Origin of the sequence: Patiriisocius marinus (assembly GCF_008974325.1) — a bacterium.
Classification (GTDB): domain Bacteria; phylum Bacteroidota; class Bacteroidia; order Flavobacteriales; family Flavobacteriaceae; genus Patiriisocius; species Patiriisocius marinus.
This window is the reverse complement of the sequence record NZ_BKCG01000002.1, coordinates 237,780-263,090: the sequence shown is the minus strand read 5'-3', so window position 1 is coordinate 263,090 and position 25,311 is coordinate 237,780. Positions and strand designations below refer to the sequence as shown.

Below are 25,311 nucleotides of genomic sequence, written 5' to 3'. Positions count from 1 at the left end.
TTGAGTGGCTTTTTCTATTAGTAATAGAAATCAACAATAATCTCCTTTTACATAATAAGAAGTTTGTAATCCAAGAATCAACCCATAATTTGTTAAAAAAATGTTAAATTACTACTATGTAATACAAAGTACTGTAACAAACTATGTAGTTAGTAGTCTATTTAGTATAACCTTTAAAAACAACTATTATGAGAACTTTAGATTCAAACCAATTGACAGAGAGATTATCAACTTCTAAAAGCTATGCTTGGAATTCAAAAAGAAGATACCGAAACTAATTAGGTCACAAATTCAATAACCAAAAAATACTGCGATGAAAAAACAAAGAAACATTAGAATTAGACAGTGGGTAGGGACAAAAATTCACGCAACAGTTATGACTCCCTTCGACCACAAACTACAGAAAAAATTAAGTATCAATGCGAATTAAGCAAATACCTAGTAACAACCTAATCAAAAAATAAAAAGCTGAATGTTTCGAAAAACATTCAGCTTTTTATATGAAATAGAAATTGCTTCTTATTTTACATTCAATAAATTAAAGACCTTTTTCTTTACTTTAAATTCAACTGAATCATATGATTTTGCTTGAATTTTTTTAATACCACTTTTATCAATATCAAAGCTTACTTGTGCTACGTGGCGTTGTAATGGTTTCGCATATTCACATTCAAATTCTTGAATTGATGATGGAAGTGTTAAATCGCCTTTACTACTTTTAAATATAATTGTAGCCCCATCCATCGTTTTGAAACTTTTCTTACTGACAAATAAAGCTTCGAAGAAAAGATAATCATTTAGTTCTTGAAAACCTCCATATAAAAGCATATCGTCAGACTCTCCTAGTTTTACGCCATCAACAGTAGTCATTGCTGCTTCTACTTCTGCATTACTTAACACACTCTTATTTGAACTGAATAATTTTTTAAACATATTATTTTTTTAATATTCTTATGGTATCTATTATAGCACCTTCTTTTTCTAAATGTGCAATATACACACCTTCTGCAAAGCTGCTTAAATCTACAGTTAATTCTTTTTGACCATTGGTAAATTCCGCAATCCTAAGTTGTTGACCTTGCATATTATAGAGTACTATTTTAGTATTGATAGAAGCTTCGGCTAGCAAAAATCTTGTAGTTGTTGTTACTGGATTTGGCAAATTAAAAACCTTTAAAATTTCCGAAGTATCATCAATATCTAATGTTATATCGACTGATAATTTCATACCAACTGGGCGATGATCACTAACATTTTCATCATATTCATCAAAACCATTTACAAGATAATCCTCTACTTTAATAGTTTCAATACTACTTCCCTCTTCAGCAAACTCGTCAAACAATTCGTTTGTAATTAATATATGGTCTAAATGTGATGGCCAATTAGGAAAAGACCAATCACTTGAGCTTCCTGTTGCTATATCTAAATCTACAAATTGGTAATTATCCGTATCATTTAAAAATCCAATAAATACATTATCTTCTTCCGCATCAGTTAAAACATCATTTAAATCTCCTAATAATATTACTGAAACGTTATCTAGATTTGTATCTATATAATCTTTCAATAAATTGCTAGCGTTAAAACGGCGAGTTTCTTCATCAAAAGGATCATCAATTTCGAGGTCACCATTCCCACAACATTTGTAATGATTGTTAATCAACACATAGCGTTCTCCTGCAAACATAATGTCTAACACCATTGGGTATCTAGGGAAATTATCATCTTCCGGATCCTGAGTATAAATTTCAAAACCACTATTAATTTGTACAAGATCTGTTTTGTACAAATACGCCAGTCCTCTATTATTGATAGAGGTTTTAAAACCACTATAATCTCCTAAAATTGCAACTAAATCGTTCCACGCAAAATAGTCGTCAACTTCCTGAATGGCAATAATATCTGCATCCATCGCTTCAACTATACTCGCAACATATTGAATTGTAGCTTGTCCGTTTTTAGGGAAAAACTCAATATTCCAAGTAACTACATCAAACGTTTCTGGGGTTCCAAAATCTATATCACCTATGGTCTGTCCAAAAAGAAATGAAGGGAGGAGTGTTAAGAAGAAAAGAATTTTTTTCATAGCTGCGCAAAAGTACGACTAAAACAAGAAAATTCAATATCTTTAAATCACAACAAACATTTTTTATGAGACTATTATTTTTAGGCCTTTTGGCCGTTTCTTCAGCAGTATTTGGGCAAACTAATCCAGAAATATTTTTAATGGAGGTTTCAAATGACTTAGGGGAATTTAAAATATCAAATTTCAGAAATATTACTAATAATGAAGGTTATGATAGCCAACCATCATTTAGTGATAACAATACGCTGCTATTCGCTGGAACTGAAAATGGACAAACCGAAATAATGAGTTATTATTTAAAAAATAACACCACACTTAGAATTAACAAACCAACTTCAGGTGGAGAATATTCTCCTCAAAAATTTCCTAACAATAATGAAATTGCTGCCGTAAGACTAGACACAACCGGCCTACAGCGTTTATACGCTTATAAAAATTCCACAATAGAACAAGGTACTTCGCGTATATTGTTAAATAATCTTGAAGTTGCTTATTATGCATTTCACGATAACAATCGCATTATTGCTTCTGTACTAGGCGGAAATCAACTTAATCTAGTAATCGCAAATTTAAAGACTGGAGAGGTTATGCCTTATTTAGAAAACTCTGGACGTTCAATCCACAATATTCCTAATAGTACTTCGGTGAGTTATACTGCTGTAAATGAAGACGGAAATAACGATGTTTTTATAGTTGATATCGATGACGACAAGGAGAGCTATTTTGTTTGTCAACTACCCATAGGAATTGAAGATCACTGTTGGTTAAACGAAAGTATATTGCTTTTAGGGAGTGGTGCTAGATTATATAAATACGATTTTTACGGAAAGCAGGAATGGGTTGAAGTAGCTAATTTGTCAAATTATAATATTTCAGAAATAAGCCGAATTACAGTAAGTCCAAATGGTAAAAACATTGCACTAGTTGCCAATATAAACAATTAGATTTTTCGTTCCTTTCTGTATTTTCCTGGTGTAATTCCTGCATATTTTACAAATGCTTTATTAAAACTTACATTGTTATTAAAACCGCATTCAAAGGCAATCGCTAAAATTTTCAAATTATCTTTTTCTGGATTCTCTAATAATATTTTAGCTAGTTTAATTCTATTTTTATTAAGATAGCTAGAAAATGAAGTTCTAAAAATTTCAGAAAAAGTTTGAGATACGTGATGAGGTTTTTCTTCAATTATATCACAAAATTTGGTGAGATTTAATTGATTGTCTCTCACTATCATTTCATTTTTAAATGCCTCATTTATTTTTGTTGATATCCGTTTAACATCTACAGGTTTTAATGAACTATTAAAATATTTTTGTTGTAATTTCTGTAGTATTTCAGGGTAACGATATAGTACAATACCAGCAATTAAAGTGATTGTTGATGCAAGAAAAAAGTAGAGTGAAAACTGTCTAAAACTATCTGCAAAAGCTGTTAAATACGATTGTAAGACAGCCGTTAACAAATAAATAATTGCAATTACAGTAAGGTAAATTCCGCTTTTATTTTCGAAAAAAAGTTTTTTACGTACAAGTATATATATCATTGCTAACCCATAAAATGCCACATGACTTGTACGTAAATAGTTTAAAGGCATCATATGGTTCATAAAATTTTCTCTTGTAAAAGCAAGTCGTTCATCACCCGTAAGTGAATATAATGGCAACATCGCAAATACTACAAAAAGTACAAATGGAATGAGATGTAGTAAATCCAATAATTTCCATTTCCGTGCTGGATTTATTACAAACTGAAAATGTAACCATAAAGCTGGACCAAACAAAAAGCAAATAGGATAAATAAACAGAAAATATTCTGGGTAAATAAGTACAACATTAGAGGTTGTGTATAAAAAATCAATAAGCTCTAAAGTGAAGAATAAAATAAACGCAGAAATAGTTAGGTTAGCTCCTCTCCTATTTTTAAAGAATAGTCCTCCAGCAATAAAAACGCCTATAAAACAATATAGACCAATAAAATATCTTAAAACCTCCATTGGTTAAAAATACATATTGTTGCATCTAAAAACAGTTAATAATAATTATTATTAAGCCGTTAAGTCTCAAATTAGTGCCGTAAACAGGTATCTATCATTAGTTTTACAAGAAAACAGATATGCGTTACTCAATTCTACTTTTACTCTTTTTAACTATTATTTCTTGTACTAATGATGATGATACATCTAAGTTTACGACAACCACAGCTACCGCATCAGACGATATAAATAATGGTATTTATGGCAATGGAGACAACAATGGAAACGATAGCAATAATAGTTCTAATGGATGTGCAGGTGATTATCCCGAATGGCTCACTTCACCCTACGTACTTCCCTATCCTGTTGGCAAAACTTATCAAGTAGCATTAAGTCATTGCTCTGGTTCGTACCACAGTCCTGGGCAACCAGATCAATATGCTATAGATTTTAGGATGAATATAGGCACATTAATTACAGCCGCTAGAGAAGGTACTGTAGTTTACGTTCAAGAAAGTGGAACAGATTATATGTTCCCCAACAATATTGTGGTTGTAAAGCACGGTGATGGAACCTATGCACAATATATGCACTTAACTAAAAATGGAGCACTTGTAACTCCTGATAGTTTTGTAGCAAAAGGAGATAGTATAGGCTATAGTGGTGCAACTGGCCTTGCTGGATATCCACATTTACATTTTGTTGTAACACAGGATAGTTGGCCATATCCATATACCTCTATTCCTTATAATTTTAAAAATACCGCTTCAAACCCAAGAAGTTTAAATTCTGGAAGATCATATACTGCTGAACCTTATTAGTATTTTTAAAGTTTAGCATTTAAGAAGAATAATCTTTTGCCTATTTTTATTGAAAAGAAATTTTCTATGAAATGTTATTATATTCTATTTTTTGCAATCTTTTCAATTACTGCTACATCTCAAACAACCCCAAAAATTTACGATATCATCAGTAATGTTTCTGCTGAAAGGTTAGAGAATGATATTACTACGTTAGCTAATTTTGGAACTCGTAATACTTTTAGTGACACCATTAGCAATACCCGCGGAATAGGTGCTGCTAGGCGATGGATTAAAAATGAATTTGATGGCATAAGCCGAAATTGTAATAATTGTTTAAATGTTTTCTATCAAAAAGATTTAGTACTCGCTGAAGGCAACAGACGTGTACCAAAGGATACCTGGGTAGTAAATGTGGTAGCAATTCAAAAATCCAAAACAGAATCTAATCGCTATATTATTATGAGTGGTGATATAGATTCAAGAAATAGCGACGGAAGTAATTACACAAAAGATGCCCCTGGAGCAAACGACAATGCCAGCGGAATGGCTGGAACAATAGAAGCAGCTCGTGTGCTTTCTAAATATAATTTTGATGCTAATATCGTTTACCTTGGATTAAGTGGTGAAGAACAAGGACTCTTTGGTGGTGCAGGATTTGCGCAATATGCTAAAGATAAAGGTTGGGATATTATAGGCGTTTTAAACAACGATATGATAGGTAACATTAAAGGAGTTGACGGAGTTATTAGCAATGTAGATTTCAGAATTTTTAGTGAACCAACTCCAGCGAATGAAACAGAAAAAGCAAGAAAGGCACGCCGTTTCTATGGTGGTGAAGTGGATGGAATCTCTCGCCAATTGGCACGTTATATTCATAAAACAACTAAAACGTATATGCCAGAAATGAACCCGATGATGATTTACCGTCTAGATCGTTTTGGCCGTGGTGGGCATCACCGTCCATTTAATGATTTAGGATTTGCTGGTATTAGAATAATGGAAGCTCACGAAAACTACACACAACAACACCAAGACATACGCACGGAAGATGGTATTGAATATGGTGACCTACTTAAGTTTGTAGATTTTGAGTATGCAAAAAAACTAACAGCAGTAAATGCCATTACAATGGCAAGTTTAGCTTGGGCTCCTGCCCCACCAGCCGACGTATCAATTGGCGGAATAGTAGCACCTTCTGCAAAGTTTAAATGGAGTAAAAGTAAAAACGCTGTTGGTTATTAAATTTACTGGAGAGACACTACAAGCCCTACTTGGAATCACAGTCGTTATGTGGGTGATGTAAATGAGTTTACATTAGATGGTATTGTGATAGATAATTTTTTCTTCGGAATTGCAGCCGTGGGTAAAGATGGACACGAGAGTGTTGTTGTTTTCCCTAATGCAGTTTTTAGATAAACAACTGAAAATCAATAAACATTAGGGCTATTATTTAAATCCGGTGTTGTGTGTAATTTGGACACTCAAAACTTACAGAACAAAATTGAATGAACAGAGAAATAAAATTTAAAAAACTTCGGATTTATTTAGGAATACTTTTTTTTTGTTTGATGTTTTGCATATCAATTTCTTTTTTACTTAATCCCAAAATATTTATCAGAAATGTGTTTATGAAAGAAGAACATATTCTAATAATAGGAACAATAGGGTTTGTGTATTTTCCGCTCCTTATATTTTCCTTTTTGAAAATTATTAAAAGAAAATACGCAATTCTAATTACAGATGAATTTTTAATTGATAATTCAAAATTTGAATCAATAGGAAGTATAGAATGGAAGAGTATTTCAAATATTAAAAGACTTAAGAAGAAAAGTATTGAATTGGATATAATTAAATCTGTTCTTCAAAAAAGAAAAATGAATTTGCTCGAAAAGTTTTTTGCTTTTATGCATAATTGGAATTATAAAGAAAGTATAATAATCTCAAGTGCATTAATAGACTGTAGTATTGAAGAACTATATGAGACAATTTCTGAAACTTGGGAAAATAATAAATTGAATTAAAAAACTACACACAACAAAGGCTATAATCAATACGGGTTTTGGTGCTTAACCCAAAGTTTAGAGCTTTTAACCAAGTCCGCCAAATCTTTTGATTTAGCTTTATTAAGAAAAAGATAAAACAAAATAAAAAGTTTTGACTAAGTGCTTAATCGGAAATTAATAACTTTTAATTCCCGTACTAATCATAGCCGAGACGTTGTGTGCAAGCAAAAAAAAGGAATAGATTAAAATTTATTCTATATAATTGAATATAATACGTAATGTTATATAAATTGAAATAATTTAATGGAAACTAATAAAATAACAAACTATAGGACTTGGTCTTTTCGATTTCTAATATATCTTATTTTACTAATTATTTTGGTTGCATATATTGTTGCAAATAGTGCATATTTAATTGTTGAATCTGAAATTGAAGGTTATGAAAAATATACCGACACTAATAACTATGATTCAATACTATTATTAATTCTACAAATTCTGACAAGTATTCTTTTGATATCTGGTATTATATTTACGATTTTAAGCATCAGAAAAAATGAAAATAAAGACTATAAATATTTCACTTCGATTATAGGTTATTCGATTTTCATATTATCTTATATTTTTAGCCTATTTTAAATTCACAATTAAAAGGAAAAGTCTTAAATCAATATATACAAATTGAAAAAATCTGTTACAGAAGAAAAATATAGTTGAATTAGAAGCCTACACACATCAAAGTATATAAAAAATAGCTGAAAAAGCACAATCCGAAAGGTTTGTGCTTTTTTATTTACATTTAGCTTTCTGAAAAACTGGTGTATATCTATTCGCTACTTTTCATATACCAACCGTTAGGAACAACCACTCACGAAACCCTAAAAATCGACATCACTAAAAAAATGTTTGAAAAATTGTAATAAAATTACCTTTTGCTAATCTAAAGAGTAAATCATAAAAACATTTACAATGAAAAAATTAGTAATTCTGTTAGTCATCTTTTTTTATCAAACAATAACTTACTCTCAATCTGAAAAATATTCTTTCAATATTGAAATTAAAGGAAAAGGGAAACCAATAATTCTAATTCCTGGATTGGGATCTTCTGGCAAAGTATGGGAAGAGACAACAGATATATTAGAGAAGAATTTTGAATGTCATATATTAACTTTAGCAGGTTTTGCTAATCAAAATGCAATTTCAATCGAAAAAGGTTACTTGCCAATTATAGAAAACGAAATCATCAAGTATATACAGGATGAATTTGATGAAAAACCAATATTAATTGGACATAGTTTGGGTGGTTTTTTATCACTTTCTATAGCAAGTTCTCAACCTAAATTACTGGAAAAGATAATAATTGTAGATTCATATCCATTTATGTCTTTGGCTTATAACCCAAAAGCAACAGTAGAGAGTGTTCTTCCACAAGCAAAAATGATGAAAGAAATGATGCTATCAACTTCTGATAGTCTATTTATTCAACAACAAAAAATGACAATGCCAACTATGATAACTGGTTCCTCAAATATTCAGTTAGCGACTAAATGGTCTATACAATCAGATAGAAATACCATGGCACAAGCAATTTATGAACTTATGACAACGGACTTAAGAAATGATATTGAAAAAGTAAAAATACCTATCCTTGTATTTGGAAGTTGGTATGGTGCAAAAGATTACGGAATAACAAAAGAAACAGTTCTAGCAAACTATCAAAATCAATTCTTGAAAGCAGATAATTGTCAAATCAAAGTTGCAGAAACAGCAAAGCACTTTATTATGTGGGACGAACCTAAGTGGTTTATTAATTCAGTTGAGGCATTTATAAATTATGAAGAATAAAGAGCAAAAATTTAAAAAAGTCTATGAGCAATCAAAGGATAAAGTCTATCGACTTTGTTTGGGATTTATGGGAAATAAAACAGATGCTGATGATTTGTTTCAAGAAGTTCTTATAAAAGTTTGGAATAATTTAGACACGTTTAGAAATGAGAGTAATATAGATACTTGGATTTACCGAATCACAACAAACACAGCACTCTTAACTCTAAATCGAAAAACCAAATTAAACAAAAAAGAGATAGATTATCAACCCAATATTCCTCATTACGAAAGTGAGAATTTGAACTCAACTGATAAAGAACAAGAAATAAAAAAACTCTATAATGCCATTTCTTCGCTTAAAGAAATAGATAGAATAATTATAGGATTATTATTAGAGAATTGTAGTTATGACGACATTTCTAATATAACAGGATTAAAAACTTCGAATGTTGGAGTTAGAATAAATAGAATTAAAAAAACATTGAGTAAAAAACTCAAATAATTATGGAGAAAGATATTACAAATTGGCAAAACCTTTGGAAAGAAGAAAAGTCGACACCTTTAGATGTAAGTAAGTTGATTATTCATTTAAACAAAATTGAAAAGAAAGGAAAATTAGAAAGAATCATTTTACTCGTTGCTGTACCAGTTACGATAATTGTTTTAGCATTATTACTTCCTATACTCTCAAATATATATTATTTAATTACTATCGTCATAGTTAGTTTTGGTATGATGATGATACTAATCCAATCTTATAAAAGTAAGTATCGTTTAATAAGCAATGATGCTGAATTAAATAATCATAAGTATATAAAAAACCTTATTCATAAACTAAAACAACGAATGTTAACTACATCAAGATATATGTGGTTCTATACATTTCTATTAGTTTTAGGAATAAATATAGGCTACATTGATGTTTTACAAAAATTCTATGTATCAATAACTGTTAGGATATTTATTCACATTATTTTCACAGTTTTAATGATTTGCGTGATGTATTATTCTATAGAAAATAGAAAAAAAGAAAATAATAAAAGAATTTTACCATTAATTGACTTTTTAGAAAATTTGAACTAAAAAATTGCCAGTGCCTAATACAGTATAAAACCAAATACACATACAATTTATAGTCACTAAACACCATTACTAAATTTCTAATTTTAATTGTAACTAATGACTACTTTTCTATTTAATCATATTGCGCTTTCGGTAAAGGACGTTGAAACTTCTCTAAAGTTTTATCAAAAGGTATTTCAGTTTAAAGAAATTGAGAATACAGCTTCTAGCTCAGCAACTAAATGGCTATCTATTAGCGATGGAAAACAACTTCATCTTATTCCTCGTCCAAATGCTAAAATAATAACAAATAAAGCTGTTCATTTTGCTTTATCGACTACTAAATTTAATTCCTTTGTAACACTTTTAAATGAATTGGAAATCCCCTATTCAGATTGGCGTGACACTTCTGAAAAAAACTATATTAGAAAAGATGGAATTAGACAGGTATATTTTCAAGATCCCAATGGCTATTGGATTGAAGTAAATGATGCTACTTGATAAGTGTATTGTAATAACTGAACGTAGTCCTTATTTAAAAGGTGCAAGTCTATAAATTTAAATTACAACTTTGAACATATTAAACAACCTTTGGCTTTTAGCTAAAACTGGAAATGTTGAACAAGGAAAAAGTGATTTTAGCAAATCATTTAGCCTATTAATAAAGTTATTTATTATTTTAATTTTATTTAAAATTCTTTATTTAGCATTAGTTCTTGGAATTGAATTATCTGCTTCAGTAACTATACCTAAAGTCGCTAATGACCTTGAATTTGACAACTATAATGGTTTGTTGAAATTTACTTTAGTTGCACTCATCGCTCCTATTTTAGAAGAGCTTACTTTTAGGCTTGGATTAAAATTTTCTAAAACTAACGTGCTCTTTTTTATTGCTGGGATAACATATATTTTTCTAAAAATTATTATTCAATTAGAATGGTATATATGCTTAATAATGGTTGCTGTAATTACTTTACTTTTCAGTTTAGTATTAAAAAATAAGCTACTGCAAAAACTAAAAGACTTTTGGAAAAAAAATAGGCTATTATTATTCTATTTTTTGCTTTTCAGTTTTACGTTTTTACACATTACTAATTTCAAACTAGATAACGCAATTTTAATTTATCTACCATTATTAATGCTCCCACATCTGTTAGCGGGTTTCGTTTTTAGTTATGCCCGTTTAAAATCTGGAATATTGCTTGCTATATGTTTGCATGTACTCAATAATGGATTATTTGCATTACCCTTATTATTAGGTGACTAAAACAAGATAAAAGGGACAACGACTCTTCTACAAAAACATTAAAATCTCAATAAAATAATATCATAGAATACTTATATTGTGGTTTGATAAAAAAGAACAATTACTAGATGAAAAAATACTTATTATCCTTTCTTTCAATACTTTCAAGTATTGTACTATTTGCTCAAGACTTCACTAAAGCAGATGAACTTAAAGGAGCCTTGACTGATGAGCGAGTATGGTTTGATGTACAACACTACGACTTATCTGTAGATGTAAACCCAAAAAAGCAAATGCTAGAGGGTACTAATGTAATTACCTATACTGTTTTAGATTCTGAAAAGGTGATGCAAATTGACTTGCAATCGCCTATGGAAATTGATAAAATTACACAGGACGGAAAAAAATTAAAATATAAAGTAAAAGAAAAATCACATTACTTTATAAAGCTAAAAAAGAAACAATCGGTTGGTGATGAAAACAAAATTACCATCACTTTTTCAGGAAAACCTATTGTCGCAAAAAATGCACCGTGGGATGGTGGATTAAGTTGGAAAAAAGATGATAATGGTAACGATTTTGTTGCGACTTCTAACCAAGGTATAGGCGCGAGCGTTTGGTGGCCTTGTAAAGATCACCCTTCAGATGAGCCAGATAATGGAATAGATTTAGCTATTACTACTCCTTCTAATTTAATGGGTGTGGGTAATGGTCGTCTTATTTCCGAAGTAGATAACGGAAAAACTAAAACTTGGAATTGGAAAGTTATCAACCCAATTAACAATTACGGTGTAAATATTAATGTGGGTGATTATGTTCATTTTGATTATAAACACGAGGGTGTTGCTGGTATGCTTGATGTAGACTATTACGTATTATCTTATAATCTTGAAAAAGCAAAAACACAGTTTGAGCAAGTACCGTTAATGTTAAATGCATTTGAATATTGGTTTGGTCCATATCCATTTTACGAGGATAGTTATAAGCTTGTGGAAGTTCCTTATTTGGGGATGGAACATCAAAGTAGTGTTACGTACGGAAACAAATACCAAAATGGTTATTTAGGAAATGATCTATCTGGTTCAGGTTGGGGACTACGTTTCGATTTTATTATTATTCACGAGTCTGGTCACGAATGGTTTGCTAATAATATCACTAACAGTGACGTTGCAGATATGTGGATTCATGAAGGTTTTACGGCTTATTCTGAAAATTTATTTCTTGATTATCATTTCAGCAAAGAAGCATCTAGTGAATACGTTGTTGGTACTAGAGAAAGAATCCAAAACGATCGTCCTTTAATTGGTGAATACGGCTTTGCAAATGAAGGTAGTAGCGATATGTATTATAAAGGCGCTAATATGTTGCACACTATTAGACAACTTATTGAAGATGATAAAAAATGGAGAGATATTTTAAGAGGATTAAACTCCGATTTTAAACATCAAATTGTATCGTCTAAACAAGTGGAAAACTATATAAGTAATGCATCTGGGATTGATTTAACGCAGTTTTTTGAGCAATACTTACGTACTACCATGATACCTAAGCTAGAATACAAATATGTTCGTAATGAATTATCGTACAGGTATCTAAACGTAGTAGATGGATTTGATATGCCCTTAGAAGTGCTTATTAATGGAAAGCCAAAATGGATTTACCCTACATTCGAATGGAAAACAACTGAAAATATAGGAGATATTAGAGAATTTTATATTCGTGATGATTTCTATATTGAAAAGGAAATGGTGGAATAATAATATACAATGAGACCTGAATTATACTTTCCGCGTGATGTTGAATTATATGACTGGTTTCTAAATAACCACAACCAATATCCTAAGGGCATTTATCTCATTTTTTATAAAATTGAAAATGAAGAGTTAAGTATGCGATGGGAAGAAGCAGTAAAAACAGCCATCTGTTTTGGGTGGATTGATAGCACTGTTAAAAGCCTTGGTAATGGTAAACGCAAACAATTATTTACCCCTAGAAATCCAAAAAGTACTTGGAGTGCCTTGAATAAAACATATGTTTTAGAACTAGAAAGAAAGGGACTTATACAAGAGCCTGGCTTTAAAATTATTGAACACGCTAAAAAAACGGGAACTTGGTCTACAATGGATGGCCCAAATAAAGGAATTATTCCTCCTGAGTTACAAGAGGCATTTAATACAAACAAAAAAGCTTTTAAATTCTATAATTCTCTAGCTCCAGGATATCAAAAAAGCTATTTAAGATGGCTTGCAACAGCTAAAACTACTCCTACAGTTTTAAAAAGAGTTTCCTTAATAATCGATTTATGCGAAAATGAGATTAAATCCCATAATTAATAAATATTTATTCTATCAATTGAATTAAATACCTTTTAATAATGTTTGTTCATTTATATTTAGATTAAACAATCTTATTATTCCTATCTATTTGTATAAACATATGTAAATTACATCTTGCAAATCCAGTCCATATTATTTACAATAATCAAAATATTAATTTTTATTTAATCAAATTTATCATCTCCATTTTCTATAAATTCTAATAGCTTAATTACTGTGAATAGTTTGATATAACATTTAAATAATCATTTTCTAAAATTTTCGCATCCACATAGTTATATACACTTATGAAATAATAAGCATCCCGTAGTTATTTTAAAAAATACAGGAGCTAACCTTAAGATGCATAATACTATTTCTTTTTTCCTTAATTGTATTAATTCAGTCGTGATTTAAATCTATCTAAAACACTATGAAAAAAGCTAAAAAATAGTTGAATAGAAAAATCACTAAGAAATTTTATTATAATGAAAACCCGCAGTTGAAAATATACTGCGGGCTACATTTATATAACTATACCTAACTAATTATTTAATGACAACCTTTATATTAACTTTTTCAGAAGAAGAATTCACTTCAAATAAGTATATTCCTGTGGAAAGTTCCGCTATGTTTATTTGTCCTTTTGTTGTATTCAGATTGTATTTTTGAACTTTTTGACCCAACATATTATAAGCAATTATCGTATCTATTAAATAATCTGATTCAATTGTGAGAATATCTTTAGCAGGATTAGGGTAAACTGTAAACGAGTTATTGTTAAAAGTATCTGTTCCTAATTTTTCGTCAGTTGTAAATAAGATTGGTCCGTGCCAAGCACTACCATTCTCATCACAAAGAGACCTTACCCATACTGCATAATCTGTTTCTGGAGTTAAATCATTCAAAATTGTTTCTGTATCAAAAAGTACTGTACCTAATTCTCCAGTTGGGTATACAGCTTCTTGATTTTGAACAATATATTCATATCCTCCAGGTTCAATTGCAGGTTCATCCCAAGAGATAACAGCTGTAGTTTCTGTAACATCAATTGCTTCACCGTTTAATGGAATTTCACATGTAAGAGTATTATCATAAGCTGCAATTTTAAAATATCCATAACGACCTGCATATCCCCAAGCTCTAACTAAAATAGTAGTTCCTGGTTCAAAATCCTCAAGTTCTATATAGTTAAAGAAGCCTTCTCCTTGATCATTACTACAAAATATAGTTGTCAATGCATTACAAGTACCAGAATAGGCTTGTAAGCCCATATCATCTAGATAAGGATCGCTATTACTTCTCGTTTCTAATGTTAAGTTTCCAGACGCAGGTACAGTTACGTTAAACCATATATCTTTACCTTTTTCTTCAAACTCTAAAATCTCACAAATAACAATTGGGTCATTTGTATTTCTTGTTGAAGAGGTGCTGTTTCCTACTATAAAACTAGTATCAAAATCTTCTCCAACGTTTAAGGTGAATGCACCTGAACATTCGTCATTAGCTGGTGCTGGTGGTGATTGGTATACACAAACATCAAAGTAAAGGTGCGTATTAACAGTACTGCTTGATAATGATATATAATACATTTCGTTAGCAGTTAAATCAACATTTTGTAAGTAAGTGTCACATTGGTTTGTAATCTGAGTTAAGTTTCCAGGAGTACCAGAATATACAGATAGATAAACAAGGCTAGTACCAACAGTTACCGTACTTTTAAAGGTATAATTTGTTGTTTCTGTAGCGGTAAAAGTGTACCAAACATCACTTGTAGAAATACCACAGTCTGCATCAACAGAATTTGTTGAAGCAGACAGAAATCCTTCTGTTGCATTATCACAAGCGTCATCTGTTGATTCAGTTAAACTAACAGCGCCACTTGGTTCATCATTTAGAGGTGTTTCGGCTAATTTACTTACACATAACACAAATTGAGCTTCTGATATTTCACTCGCTACAGCAATAAAATAAGTTCCATTGTCCTCTAAATCTAGAGAGACCAAATTTGAAGAACAACCCACTGATAAAGGAATTAAATCTGCCGTAGAGCCTCCAAACACATACATACTAATTGGCTCTCCATTTACAGAGTCTACATTAAATACATAACGTCCACTTTCTGTAGGTGCAATTCGGTACCAAATGTCTTTATATTCGCTGTACGCTGGATTTTCACATGGGAATTCATCAGATCTTGTAGCGCCTGTAAAAATTCCAGTTGTTGTATCATTACATAAATAATCATCAGAGATTGTTATCAATTCGGCAGCAACAACTTCATCATTAAAGCCTAAGTCTTCGTCGCTAAATTCATACACATACTCATCCATATATACATACTTAAAGTTACTACCAATACCAGAGTGTTGTGGTTTAAAAGCAATATATGTATGATTTAAGCTTGTGTCATAATTTGAAAAGTTAATCGTAAATTCTGTCCAAGTTTCTGCATCTATACTTGTATTGTTTACAGTTGTGTCATCCAGAGCTACGAACGTTGAGGCGTTAAGTGGATCTGACATCGTACCTACAATCACAGAGAATTCTTCTGTAGTAGCAGTACTCTTATTCATTTTAAAACGAATTTGTTTATCTGTACTTATATCTGTAGTTTCTGGAGAACTTAAAATTAAGCCTTCAGCATCAGAACTTGAGCTAAAAAACATACGCAACATTAAATTTCCTTCAGTAGGTAAAATATTGTTTTGAGAAGCATAGGTTCTAAAATCTCCCGAAGTATTGTCTAAAACATTCCAACAAGGTTTAATTTCTTGACCACTTTCGTTTAGGCCTTCAAAACTATCATTGTAAACTCCAATAACCTCATCACATGTCGTTGTAAATTCTTCAGAAACGATCCATACACCAAAATCATCTGTATCACATTTTGCTCTAACATAAGCTATGTATGTTGTGTTCTGTTCTAGTGGCACATTTACCATATTGGCCATAGTTTCTGTTCCATTTGTAGCGGCATCTGGTGCGGCAACTGTTGGTTCTTGAATAATATATTCCCAAGTCGTTTCTGAAGAACCACTTACTGTCCAGTTAATATCTGCCGAATCAAACTGAACATTTGTAGCGTTTACATCGATTACTTCTAGACAAGTTGGAGTATTTTCTATACAAACTGTATTTATCCAAATATATTTATTAACAGTTCCATTATGTCTAAAAGCAAAGTTAGTATGATCGTTATCTGGTAAAGACACATAGTATTCTTTTTCTCTATTTGAAGTAGGTGAAATTGTTGTAATTAAAACAAATACTCCTGCTGGGTTAATAGTTCCAACTTCTAATACATCTGGTGCGTCAGTTGAACTACCTGCTGTAAATTTTAATCTGTGTGTTCCGTCCATTGCATAACTTGTATCTGGTGAAATAGCTACAATATCTCCTAACACAGTGTTGGTTGTAAAAAACATCTCTAGCATATTTTTGTTATAGCCAGAATATTCATAATCTAAATACACATGACCTCCAGTTATAGAATCATCTATCATAGTCCAGCAAAACGGTAAAGCTCCATCATCGTATCCTGCCCAGTCTTCACAAAAATTTTCTATAAGTGGACCACAATCTGTTCTAATAGTTTCTGCTGCAAGTATCCAAGCCCCAAAATCACCACTACCACAATTTGCTCTTACATATACTTCATACTCTGTATTTAAGTCTAAGTCTGTTACTGTAATTACGGGTGTTGTATCTGTAGATGTATGTGCCGTACCACTTGATACAGGAGTACCTCCTCCTACTTCTTGAACTACATATTCCCAATTGTCTTCACCAGATCCACTTTCGTTCCAGCTAACATCTATAGTAGTCATTGTTGGGTTTGATAAAGTAACATCTGTTACTTCTAGACAGGTAGGTATTTCTTCAAAGCAAATACTATCTATATTAATTTGATCCCAAGTAGTGGCTAAATCATGTTTAAAAGCCAAGTATTGATTTGTTCCTTCTGGAATTACCACTTCATAATAAACCCAGTCATTTGTAGGATTTAAAGAAATAATTAAACTAAATGTTCCTGTTTCATCATTCGTATTTACAGTTCCAATTTGTAATAAAGAAGAATCTGGTGTACCCTGTAGCCAAAATTTTAAACGATGGTTACCATCACTTGTAGCAGCTACTTGTGGTGCTACAAAAATTAACTCTCCAGTAGCAGCATTTCCATTAAATATTCTTAAAAATTTTGGAGGAGTTGGAGCTTGATTACTTGGTTGCACTCTAGCATAGATATTATTGGTTTCTCCTGTAGTGTTTATTAAAGTCCAATCTATTGGTTCTTCATTATTTTGATAGCTGTCAAAGTCTTCAGAGATCTCGCACTGAGCATATGACATATGACCTAAAAAAAGCAGTAAGAACAATAAAATATGTAATGATATTTTCATTGTAGCATTATTAAATTAAAAATTGTTTGAAATGTAAATTTAACGGATGCTATACTATATTAAAAGTTTGATAATTTAGAATTTAAGGAATTTTCGTGAAATTTAAAAATAATAAAACGGAACTAACTATTTGAAAAACAAATGATTACTGTTCTTTTTTCAATTTATCAGATTTTTCTATTTTTTCCTTGCTTTGGGCGATTTTATTTCTTTTTTTTAAAATTTTTCTGTAAATAATTAACATCAAGAGAATCAAAATAATACCGCAAAAAAGGAATACATAACTATATTTATCCTTTTGATATTGTCTTTTTTCATGATTTTCAGAAGATATTTCTTTCGTTACTTTGTTCAAAGATTTCTTCTCTTCTTTAAATAATTTTTGCTCTTCTTCTAAATATAATTGTGAATAATAACGATATTGATTTTCATTACCAATTTGTTTATAATTCTCAGAAAGCGCTTTTAATATCTGACTATTTAAAGCCCCATCATGTATATCAGTTATGGAATCTAGAATGTACTCTAAAAGTGCTATTGCTTCTTTATTTTTACCTTCTATTGAAAGTAATTTTGCCAACCCTAATTTTGATGAAGCTACATTTTTAATAGCATTAATTATTTCTGCAGAAATAATTGCCTCATTATAATTGATTTTAGCATCCTTATAATTTTGCAATTCAATATTGCAATCTCCTAAATTGTTTAGAGCAATTGCAAGGTTTGCGTTAATAGCAACTTTATCAGTATTTTTTTTGAAAACTTTTACTGCATCAGATAAATATGGTAAGGCATACTCACAACCTAATTCATCCTTTTGAATAAGCCCCTTGACCACTAATATATTTCCTTGTATAAATTCTAAAGAATCTGGAAGTGGATGTTTTATAGTTAAATTATAAGCCTTATTTAAATAATTTAGAGCTCTATCACTTAAATTTAATCGCCTGTATTGCCCACCTATAAAACCTAAAACACGAACATGATCTGTGTAGTTTCTGTTTAGTTCGGCAATAGAATCTGCTTTTAAAGCATACTTAAATACGGCATCGTGATCTTTTAAAACGGCATACGCATTTGCAACAGAAAGTAATGCACTTACTTGATGTGTGGAACTATTCTTAGACAAATCATATAATTCTAAACCCTTTGTAATAGCTAGTTCAGGGTCGTTATACGCAAGCACACTAACCTCCTTTTTAAGATTTTCAAGTGTTGATTTTTTCTGAGCCAATAATGAAGTTGACATCACAACAGATGTGAGTGTAATGCAAAAATAAAGTCTAAATTTCATTAAAATTTTCTTTGTAATAAGGTACTAAAAAGTTCAGGAAGAGACTTTACTACTTTTCTTTAAAAACATAACAAATTGTTTAGGTGTAATATTTGTAATTGATTTAAATACCACTGTAAATGCACTATGTGAAGAAAAGCCGCTCTTTTTGGCAAGATAACTCACCTTATATTTTAAGTACTCAGGATCATCCTGCATTAATTTTATAATATAATTTATTCGTAGCTCGTTGATATATGTATTAAAATTTTTGCCTTTATGGTTGTGTATAATTTCTGAAATATACTTCTTGTTAGTCTTTAATTGTTTTGCTAATAGCGCTAAAGACATATTAGAATTCGTATAATCTGTAGAATTTTCAAATACATCAAGTCGATCTAAAATTGCTTTTTCTGTTTCTATCGGGATTAAAACACCTTTAGAAACTTTAGATACAACAGCCTCCTTTGTAGTAATATTAAGCTCTAACTTCTCTTTGTTTTCTATTTGATTAATAATCTTTTCAAATTGGATATATTCTTTATCTAACTTTTTATTGTAAAAATAATACCAAATTAATAATATTAACAATAACACAAATATGATTTTAACTAGTACGTAATATAAATTCATATCATTTTTAATTGAGGCATTTTGACCTTTTTCTAAATACTCAATTAATAATATCCTTGCAGATCTTTCAGATTTTAATATTTCAGATTTAAGAGAAATATTCTCACTATTATACTTTTGAGATATAGTCATACTGTCCTGCATCTTATAAATAGCTGCTAATTTATTTTGTATAGCATACCTTGTTTCAGGGAACATTACTGGCTGTTCTAAGGCTTTTAAAAAGTACAGCTTTGAAGTTGTAAAATCTTTCTTTAAAAATGTTATATCTCCTAAACCTTGTAATGATGTAGCTGTAATAGCAGAGTTATCAAGTGCGTTATTTTTTAACTCTAAAATGTTATAATTAAAACTAAATTGGGCTTTGTCTAAATCTTTTTTATTTAAATAATTAAATCCAAGATTATTTCTAATTATGGCTTTAAGCGCTGCATATTTTTCATATTTCGAAGCATCATAAATATCGTCAAAAACCGTTAAACCATTATTTTGCAACAATGCACATATCTGTAAGATGATCACTTTTTCTTCTTCAGTTAGTTTTTTTGCAATCGTTTTTGCTGTATTTATAAAGTTGACAGCACTTTCTGTCATACCTGCCTTTTGGTATCGCTCAGCTAAAGCTATATTTAATAACGCATTAATAAAATTAGATTCATGTAACTCAAATTCGTCTTTTGCTTGCAGCAAATATGCCTGCCCTTCTGTTACTTCGCCAAACAGAAATGATACGGTAGATTTTAAATAAAATGCTTTTGCCCTTTGTTCTGCAGTTTTTGAATTTGAAAGAAGATAATTTGCTACTCTACTAGTTTGAACAGGGTTATTATAAACCTCATTAATATTTTTTGTAAAAAGCGCTTCGGGTTCTTCACTATTTTGACTCCACCCAGATATTTGTACACAAAAGGTGAGAATCATTAAAAGACAATAGTGTAGTTTTTTCATAATTAAAGCAACTGCTACAAATATAATTTTTTTTAGAAGGACTATAATAAATTCAAGTAATCACATTTGTGAATACAAACAAAAAAGCTTTTAAATTCTATAATTCTCTAGCTCCAGGATATCAAAAAAGCTATTTAAGGTGGCTTGCAACTGCTAAAACAACTCCTACAGTTTTAAAAAGAGTTTCCTTAATAATCGATTTATGCGAAAATGAAATTAAAACTAGGTAATACCAAAAAGCCCACAACTTATTATTAAGCTGTGGGCTTTTTGGTACTATTTAGTTCGTTTATTTTATCTCAACATAATCTGCTGGCACGTTAAAAGTTGTTCTATCGGTATCTAAAAATTCAAAATTAGTAAGTTGGGCTGCTCCTATTTGATCTTTTCCAAAACCATCTTTCTCATTCCATCCCCAAAACTTCCAATCCTTAGCGAAAGGTACTTCATCAACTACTACATAATCACTGTATGAAATAGCGTGAGGGTCTGCCTCAGCTTTATCTTTAGATTTTCCAAAAGTCACAATGTAACTAGCTGCTGTTAATTGGTTGCTATTTTTATCTTTATAGACTACGTACCAATCATCTGGTGTATCTCCACTACCCTCTTTAAATGATAGTTTTTTAGTGTCGTAAATAGTATTATTCCATTCCATTTCTTGAGCTTGAGACCAATGTGTTCCCTCATCACCTAGCTTATGTGGTAATAAAAAGAAATATGACCAAGTATAAGCGTCAAAACGCACCCCTTTGTTTTCAGCTAAACCTGGAGAAACAAAAACTTGATCTTTATCAACGTAAATTTTATTTCCATCGTTTAATTCAATTACCCCTTTTGAACTATCAGTTTTTAGAATCATTTTACCATTTAAACGTTCGTTTCCACCAAACTGAATAGCAATATTAAATGAGACCGCATCTTGCGCTCTAAACGTAGCTTTATTGTGAGCCTCTTCAATACTTACAGCAAAAGCATCAGTAGATTCTTTATAATTAAGCGTCTCAATTTCTGTTACAGTTTCAACTGTTTGTTCTTCGTGTTTAACTTCGTTTTTACACGCAATTAAGGACACTAATAATATTAGTGTAAGAGTAATTCTAATCATTATTTTAAAATTTTATATTTCAAGACAAAATTGTCGAATTATAAAATGTAGCTTATAGCAATTAAGAAAAGTTTGTGAAAGATTTAGTACTTATAAAAAAACTATTCTAAGCAGTGACACTTATTTTTTACGGAAATTTAAACTATTAGAAGTCATTTTACTTGTTAATATTTCAGAGAAAATAGTAGAACTTTTAACTATTATAATTAATAGTAAAAATTTCAGATATAGGAATTTATACGCATTGTACTTCATCTTAAAAACGTATATCTTTAAAATCGATTTATATTTCAACACTTACAGAATTACTATGAAAAAAATTCTCATACTCGGGTTACTTCTAGCCTCAACGCTAACATTTGCTCAAAAAGATAAAGAAAGTAAAAAATGGGACGTTAACAATCCTGGAAAAGATTTCAATTACAAAACACATCAATTTACTACTACTGAAGGAACTTGGATGAATCTTGATGTAAGCCCAGATGGTCAAACTATTGTGTTTGATATGCTTGGTGACATTTATACCATTCCAATTTCTGGAGGGAAAGCAAAAGCGCTTCGAACTGGTATTGCCTTTGAAGTACAGCCTCGTTTTAGTCCTGACGGAAAACATATATCATTTACTAGTGACGCTGGTGGAGGTGATAATATTTGGGTGATGAACACAAATGGAAAAGATGCAAAACAAGTTACTGAAGAAAATTTCAGACTCCTCAATAATGCTGTTTGGATGCCTGATAACAATTATCTAATCGCTAGAAAACACTTTTCTAGTGGCCGTAGTTTAGGTGCTGGAGAATTATGGCAATATCATATTACAGGTGGTAGTGGAATCCAATTAACAAAGCGTAAAAATGATCAACAAGATGTAGGCGAACCATTTGTTTCAGCAGATGGAAAATATCTTTATTACTCTGAAGATATGTACCCTGGCGGAAATTTTCAATATAATAAAGATCCAAACAGTCAGATATACGCAATAAAAAGATACAGTTTTGAAAACGGTAAAACCGAAACTATCACAGGAGGTCCCGGTGGTGCTGCGCGCCCTACTGTTTCGCCAGATGGAAAAACATTAGCTTTTGTAAAGCGTGTTAGAGAAAAATCAGTTTTATATAATCATAATTTAGAAACTGGTGAAGAGTTCCCAATTTTTGATGGATTAAATAAAGACCAACAAGAGGCTTGGGCTATATTTGGTGTGTATCCTAATTTTGATTGGATGCCTAACAATGAGGAATTAGTAATCTGGAGTGGTGGAAAATTTCAGAAAATAAATGTAAAAAGTTTAGCTGTAACAAATATACCCTTTGAAGCAAATGTAAAAATTGACTTGGCTAAAACTGTTAAAACGAATACACCTATTGATCGTACTAATTTTACATCAAAAGTGATTAGAGATGCTGTTACAACTGCTGATGGAAAAACACTTATTTTCAATGCTCTTGGTAGGCTTTATAAAAAATCACTTCCTAATGGAACGCCTGTTAGACTTACAACAGGAACTGATTTCGAATTCGAACCTAGCTTATCACCTAACGGAAATGATATAATTTATGTTACTTGGAACGATATTGAAAAAGGTGCTATTTACAAAGTAAATATTAATGGTGGTGCACCACAAAAATTAACTTCAGAAAAAGGAATTTACAGAACACCAAGCTATTCGAATAGCGGAAATAATATTGTGTTTAGAAAAGAAGGTGGTAATAGCGATCAAGGAAATTCCTTTACAAAAAACGCAGGAATCTATACAATGACTGCTCAAGGTACTAATGAAACTAAAATAGATGCTAAAGGCGAACTTCCTCGATATAGTGCAGATGACAGTCGTATATTTCTTAAAACTGGTGGAACATATTTTGGAAATTTAACAAAGAAACTAATATCAGTTAATTTAAACGGCCAAGATGAGCGCGAGCATTTAATATCTAAATATGCAAATCACATAGTTCCAAGCCCAGATAATAAATGGGTGGCTTTTTCTAATCTACATAAAGTGTATATCGCACCAATGCCACAAACAGGAAAACCTTTAACGTTAGACGGCAAAAGTAATAGTGTTCCCGTGCAACAAATAGCTAGGGATGCAGGAGTAAATATTCATTGGTCACCAGATAGTAAAAAGGTGATGTGGACATTGGGTGATGAATATTTCAGTAATACATTAAAGGAGAAATTTTCGTTTGTAGAAGATGGTGCCAATACTCCTTCGGAAATGCCAATAACCGGAATAAAAGTGAATTTAACCGCTCCTGTAGATAATCCTTCAGGGAAAATAGCTTTTACCAACGCCCGAATTATTACTATGAATGGCGACAATATAATCGAAAATGGTAATATTATTATCGATGGAAATAAAATTATAGCTGTTGGAACTGCAGATGGTACGCCAGTGCCAAGTGATGCTAAAATTTATGGAATGAAAGGAAAAACTATTATGCCTGGAATGGTGGATAGTCACGCACATATTGGAGCTTTTAGAAGCGGTCTTCCAGCACAACAGAATTGGCAATTTTTAGCAAATCTTGCTTTTGGAGTAACAACTTCACATGATCCATCTGCCAATACTGAAACAGTATTCACATTAAGTGAGTTACAAAAAAATGGACAATTAGTTGGTCCACGTCTTTTCTCAACTGGATTTATACTTTACGGTGGTGATGGAGATTTCAAAGCAGTAATCAATAATATAGACGATGCTAGAAGCAGTATTAGGCGTACTAAGGCCTTTGGAGCTAAAAGTGTGAAGAGTTACAATCAACCTCGCAGAGAGCAACGACAACAAGTATTACAAGCTGCAAGAGAAGAAGGAATTAATGTAGTACCAGAAGGTGGATCTACCTTTTTCCATAATATGACAATGGTTATTGATGGACATACGGGAGTTGAACATAATATTCCTGTTGCACCAGTTTACAAAGATGTTTTAGAAATATGGGGAAAAAGTGGTTCTGGCTATACTCCTACTTTAATTGTAAATTATGGTGGGCTAAATGGTGAGTTTTATTATTACCAACGTGATAATGTATGGGAAAATGAAAAACTTTTAAAATACAGTCCAAGAGCTATAATTGACAGTAGATCAAGACACAGAATGATGGTGCCTCTAAAAGAATACGATAATGGACATATTCTTGTTTCTAAAACGGTTAATGAACTTGCTAATAGTGGAGTAAAAGTAAATATGGGAGCTCACGGGCAATTACAAGGATTAGGTGCTCATTGGGAAACGTGGATGATTGCTGCTGGTGGTTTAAGTAACCTTGAAGCTCTAAAAGCCGCAACTATCAATGGTGCAAATTATATAGGTGCAGGAAAGGACATTGGTAGTTTAGAAGTAGGTAAATTAGCCGACTTATTAGTACTAGACAAAAACCCATTAGAGAATATTGAAAATACGCAATATATAAAATATGTAATGCAGAATGGTCGTTTGTACGATCCAGAAACGATGAATGAATTAGGGAATTCACCTAAAGAACGTGCCCCATTTTATTGGGAAGTAAATGGTTATAATCAAGCTTTTGAATGGCATGAAGAAAGTGGAAGTTTTATTCATGGAAACTGTAGACATTAAACTTAAAGGGAGTTAATTCTCCCTTTTTTATTTTAGCTTAATTCCA

Annotated in this window: 19 protein-coding genes and 1 pseudogene; 13 read left to right on the top strand and 7 right to left on the bottom strand. The window is 31.2% G+C overall.

Annotated elements, in window-relative coordinates; all coding sequences use genetic code 11:
* Positions 1–519: 519 nt before the first annotated feature.
* Both GBH57_RS06185 and GBH57_RS06180 read right to left on the bottom strand, forming a co-directional pair.
* Complete coding sequence (locus tag GBH57_RS06185) at positions 520–933, bottom strand: hypothetical protein (protein ID WP_151673206.1); 414 nt, start codon at positions 931–933, stop codon at positions 520–522.
* Between the two features lies 1 nt (position 934).
* A complete protein-coding gene (locus GBH57_RS06180) occupies positions 935–2,089 on the bottom strand; it encodes an endonuclease/exonuclease/phosphatase family protein (RefSeq protein WP_151673205.1) in 1,155 nt (384 codons plus the stop codon).
* Positions 2,090–2,154: 65 nt separating this feature from the next.
* On the opposite strand from GBH57_RS06180, the gene GBH57_RS06175 reads away from it, so the two are divergent.
* Positions 2,155–3,033 carry a TolB family protein gene (locus GBH57_RS06175; RefSeq protein ID WP_151673204.1) on the top strand — a complete coding sequence of 293 codons (879 nt, stop codon included), beginning with the start codon at positions 2,155–2,157 and terminating at the stop codon, positions 3,031–3,033.
* Here the strand turns inward: GBH57_RS06175 and GBH57_RS06170 are convergent.
* Positions 3,030–4,085 (bottom strand): helix-turn-helix transcriptional regulator, encoded by a 1,056-nt coding sequence (locus GBH57_RS06170; protein WP_151673203.1) that lies wholly within the window; start codon positions 4,083–4,085, stop codon positions 3,030–3,032. The genes GBH57_RS06175 and GBH57_RS06170 overlap by 4 nt on opposite strands.
* A gap of 119 nt (positions 4,086–4,204) precedes the next feature.
* Between GBH57_RS06170 and GBH57_RS06165 the strand changes: the two genes are divergently transcribed.
* The 10 genes and pseudogenes from GBH57_RS06165 (at position 4,205) to GBH57_RS06120 (ending at position 13,338) form a co-directional block, all read left to right on the top strand.
* Entirely contained in the window at positions 4,205–4,885 is a 681-nt protein-coding gene (locus tag GBH57_RS06165; protein WP_151673202.1) for a M23 family metallopeptidase, read from the top strand.
* A 66-nt stretch (positions 4,886–4,951) separates the two neighbouring features.
* Positions 4,952–6,283: pseudogene (locus GBH57_RS06160) on the top strand (M28 family metallopeptidase).
* Positions 6,284–6,372: 89 nt separating this feature from the next.
* Positions 6,373–6,888, top strand: a complete 516-nt coding sequence (locus tag GBH57_RS06155) for an STM3941 family protein (protein WP_306424019.1) — start codon at positions 6,373–6,375, stop codon at positions 6,886–6,888.
* A 951-nt stretch (positions 6,889–7,839) separates the two neighbouring features.
* On the top strand, positions 7,840–8,715 hold the full coding sequence (locus GBH57_RS06150; protein WP_151673200.1) for an alpha/beta fold hydrolase: 876 nt from the start codon (positions 7,840–7,842) through the stop codon (positions 8,713–8,715).
* Positions 8,705–9,199: an RNA polymerase sigma factor gene (locus tag GBH57_RS06145; protein ID WP_151673199.1), complete on the top strand. Its 495-nt coding sequence runs from the start codon at positions 8,705–8,707 to the stop codon at positions 9,197–9,199. The genes GBH57_RS06150 and GBH57_RS06145 overlap by 11 nt, the downstream gene beginning before the upstream one ends.
* A gap of 2 nt (positions 9,200–9,201) precedes the next feature.
* The gene (locus GBH57_RS06140) at positions 9,202–9,780 is read left to right on the top strand and encodes a hypothetical protein (RefSeq protein ID WP_151673198.1); all 579 of its coding nucleotides are present in this window, start codon (positions 9,202–9,204) and stop codon (positions 9,778–9,780) included.
* A 96-nt stretch (positions 9,781–9,876) separates the two neighbouring features.
* A complete protein-coding gene (locus GBH57_RS06135) occupies positions 9,877–10,260 on the top strand; it encodes a VOC family protein (protein WP_151673197.1) in 384 nt (127 codons plus the stop codon).
* A 70-nt stretch (positions 10,261–10,330) separates the two neighbouring features.
* Positions 10,331–11,026 carry a CPBP family glutamic-type intramembrane protease gene (locus GBH57_RS06130; RefSeq protein WP_161596071.1) on the top strand — a complete coding sequence of 232 codons (696 nt, stop codon included), beginning with the start codon at positions 10,331–10,333 and terminating at the stop codon, positions 11,024–11,026.
* Positions 11,027–11,133: 107 nt separating this feature from the next.
* A complete protein-coding gene (locus tag GBH57_RS06125) occupies positions 11,134–12,762 on the top strand; it encodes a M1 family metallopeptidase (RefSeq protein WP_151673195.1) in 1,629 nt (542 codons plus the stop codon).
* Between the two features lie 9 nt (positions 12,763–12,771).
* Positions 12,772–13,338 (top strand): YdeI/OmpD-associated family protein, encoded by a 567-nt coding sequence (locus GBH57_RS06120; RefSeq protein WP_151673194.1) that lies wholly within the window; start codon positions 12,772–12,774, stop codon positions 13,336–13,338.
* A 530-nt stretch (positions 13,339–13,868) separates the two neighbouring features.
* Here GBH57_RS06120 and GBH57_RS06115 read toward each other — a convergent pair.
* The 3 genes from GBH57_RS06115 to GBH57_RS06105 all read right to left on the bottom strand — a co-directional run bounded on the left by GBH57_RS06115 (position 13,869) and on the right by GBH57_RS06105 (position 20,577).
* Positions 13,869–17,723 carry a T9SS type A sorting domain-containing protein gene (locus tag GBH57_RS06115; RefSeq protein ID WP_151673193.1) on the bottom strand — a complete coding sequence of 1,285 codons (3,855 nt, stop codon included), beginning with the start codon at positions 17,721–17,723 and terminating at the stop codon, positions 13,869–13,871.
* A gap of 145 nt (positions 17,724–17,868) precedes the next feature.
* Positions 17,869–18,972, bottom strand: a complete 1,104-nt coding sequence (locus GBH57_RS06110) for a tetratricopeptide repeat protein (protein WP_151673192.1) — start codon at positions 18,970–18,972, stop codon at positions 17,869–17,871.
* Between the two features lie 78 nt (positions 18,973–19,050).
* Positions 19,051–20,577: a helix-turn-helix domain-containing protein gene (locus GBH57_RS06105; protein WP_151673191.1), complete on the bottom strand. Its 1,527-nt coding sequence runs from the start codon at positions 20,575–20,577 to the stop codon at positions 19,051–19,053.
* Between the two features lie 68 nt (positions 20,578–20,645).
* Here GBH57_RS06105 and GBH57_RS16355 point away from each other — a divergent pair, with 68 nt between their 5' ends.
* Entirely contained in the window at positions 20,646–20,807 is a 162-nt protein-coding gene (locus tag GBH57_RS16355; protein WP_161596070.1) for a YdeI/OmpD-associated family protein, read from the top strand.
* A gap of 59 nt (positions 20,808–20,866) precedes the next feature.
* Here the strand turns inward: GBH57_RS16355 and GBH57_RS06095 are convergent, their stop codons facing one another.
* The gene (locus GBH57_RS06095) at positions 20,867–21,685 is read right to left on the bottom strand and encodes a DUF6503 family protein (protein WP_151673190.1); all 819 of its coding nucleotides are present in this window, start codon (positions 21,683–21,685) and stop codon (positions 20,867–20,869) included.
* 310 nt (positions 21,686–21,995) lie between these two features.
* On the opposite strand from GBH57_RS06095, the gene GBH57_RS06090 reads away from it, so the two are divergent.
* Positions 21,996–25,265: an amidohydrolase family protein gene (locus GBH57_RS06090; protein ID WP_151673189.1), complete on the top strand. Its 3,270-nt coding sequence runs from the start codon at positions 21,996–21,998 to the stop codon at positions 25,263–25,265.
* The last annotated feature ends 46 nt before the right edge of the window (positions 25,266–25,311 follow it).

What these genes read in the sequence shown, in the direction of transcription:
- GBH57_RS06180 (WP_151673205.1), bottom strand. Translation starts at nt 2,089, where the DNA reads ATGAAAAAAATTCTTTTCTTCTTAACACTCCTCCCTTCATTTCTTTTT.
- GBH57_RS06170 (WP_151673203.1), bottom strand. Translation starts at nt 4,085, where the DNA reads ATGGAGGTTTTAAGATATTTTATTGGTCTATATTGTTTTATAGGCGTT.
- GBH57_RS06115 (WP_151673193.1), bottom strand. Translation starts at nt 17,723, where the DNA reads ATGAAAATATCATTACATATTTTATTGTTCTTACTGCTTTTTTTAGGT.
- GBH57_RS06105 (WP_151673191.1), bottom strand. Translation starts at nt 20,577, where the DNA reads ATGAAAAAACTACACTATTGTCTTTTAATGATTCTCACCTTTTGTGTA.
- GBH57_RS06125 (WP_151673195.1), top strand. Translation starts at nt 11,134, where the DNA reads ATGAAAAAATACTTATTATCCTTTCTTTCAATACTTTCAAGTATTGTA.
- GBH57_RS06185 (WP_151673206.1), bottom strand. Translation starts at nt 933, where the DNA reads ATGTTTAAAAAATTATTCAGTTCAAATAAGAGTGTGTTAAGTAATGCA.
- GBH57_RS06150 (WP_151673200.1), top strand. Translation starts at nt 7,840, where the DNA reads ATGAAAAAATTAGTAATTCTGTTAGTCATCTTTTTTTATCAAACAATA.
- GBH57_RS06095 (WP_151673190.1), bottom strand. Translation starts at nt 21,685, where the DNA reads ATGATTAGAATTACTCTTACACTAATATTATTAGTGTCCTTAATTGCG.
- GBH57_RS06120 (WP_151673194.1), top strand. Translation starts at nt 12,772, where the DNA reads ATGAGACCTGAATTATACTTTCCGCGTGATGTTGAATTATATGACTGG.
- GBH57_RS06090 (WP_151673189.1), top strand. Translation starts at nt 21,996, where the DNA reads ATGAAAAAAATTCTCATACTCGGGTTACTTCTAGCCTCAACGCTAACA.
- GBH57_RS06165 (WP_151673202.1), top strand. Translation starts at nt 4,205, where the DNA reads ATGCGTTACTCAATTCTACTTTTACTCTTTTTAACTATTATTTCTTGT.
- GBH57_RS06135 (WP_151673197.1), top strand. Translation starts at nt 9,877, where the DNA reads ATGACTACTTTTCTATTTAATCATATTGCGCTTTCGGTAAAGGACGTT.
- GBH57_RS06175 (WP_151673204.1), top strand. Translation starts at nt 2,155, where the DNA reads ATGAGACTATTATTTTTAGGCCTTTTGGCCGTTTCTTCAGCAGTATTT.
- GBH57_RS06110 (WP_151673192.1), bottom strand. Translation starts at nt 18,972, where the DNA reads ATGTCAACTTCATTATTGGCTCAGAAAAAATCAACACTTGAAAATCTT.
- GBH57_RS06155 (WP_306424019.1), top strand. Translation starts at nt 6,373, where the DNA reads ATGAACAGAGAAATAAAATTTAAAAAACTTCGGATTTATTTAGGAATA.
- GBH57_RS06140 (WP_151673198.1), top strand. Translation starts at nt 9,202, where the DNA reads ATGGAGAAAGATATTACAAATTGGCAAAACCTTTGGAAAGAAGAAAAG.
- GBH57_RS06145 (WP_151673199.1), top strand. Translation starts at nt 8,705, where the DNA reads ATGAAGAATAAAGAGCAAAAATTTAAAAAAGTCTATGAGCAATCAAAG.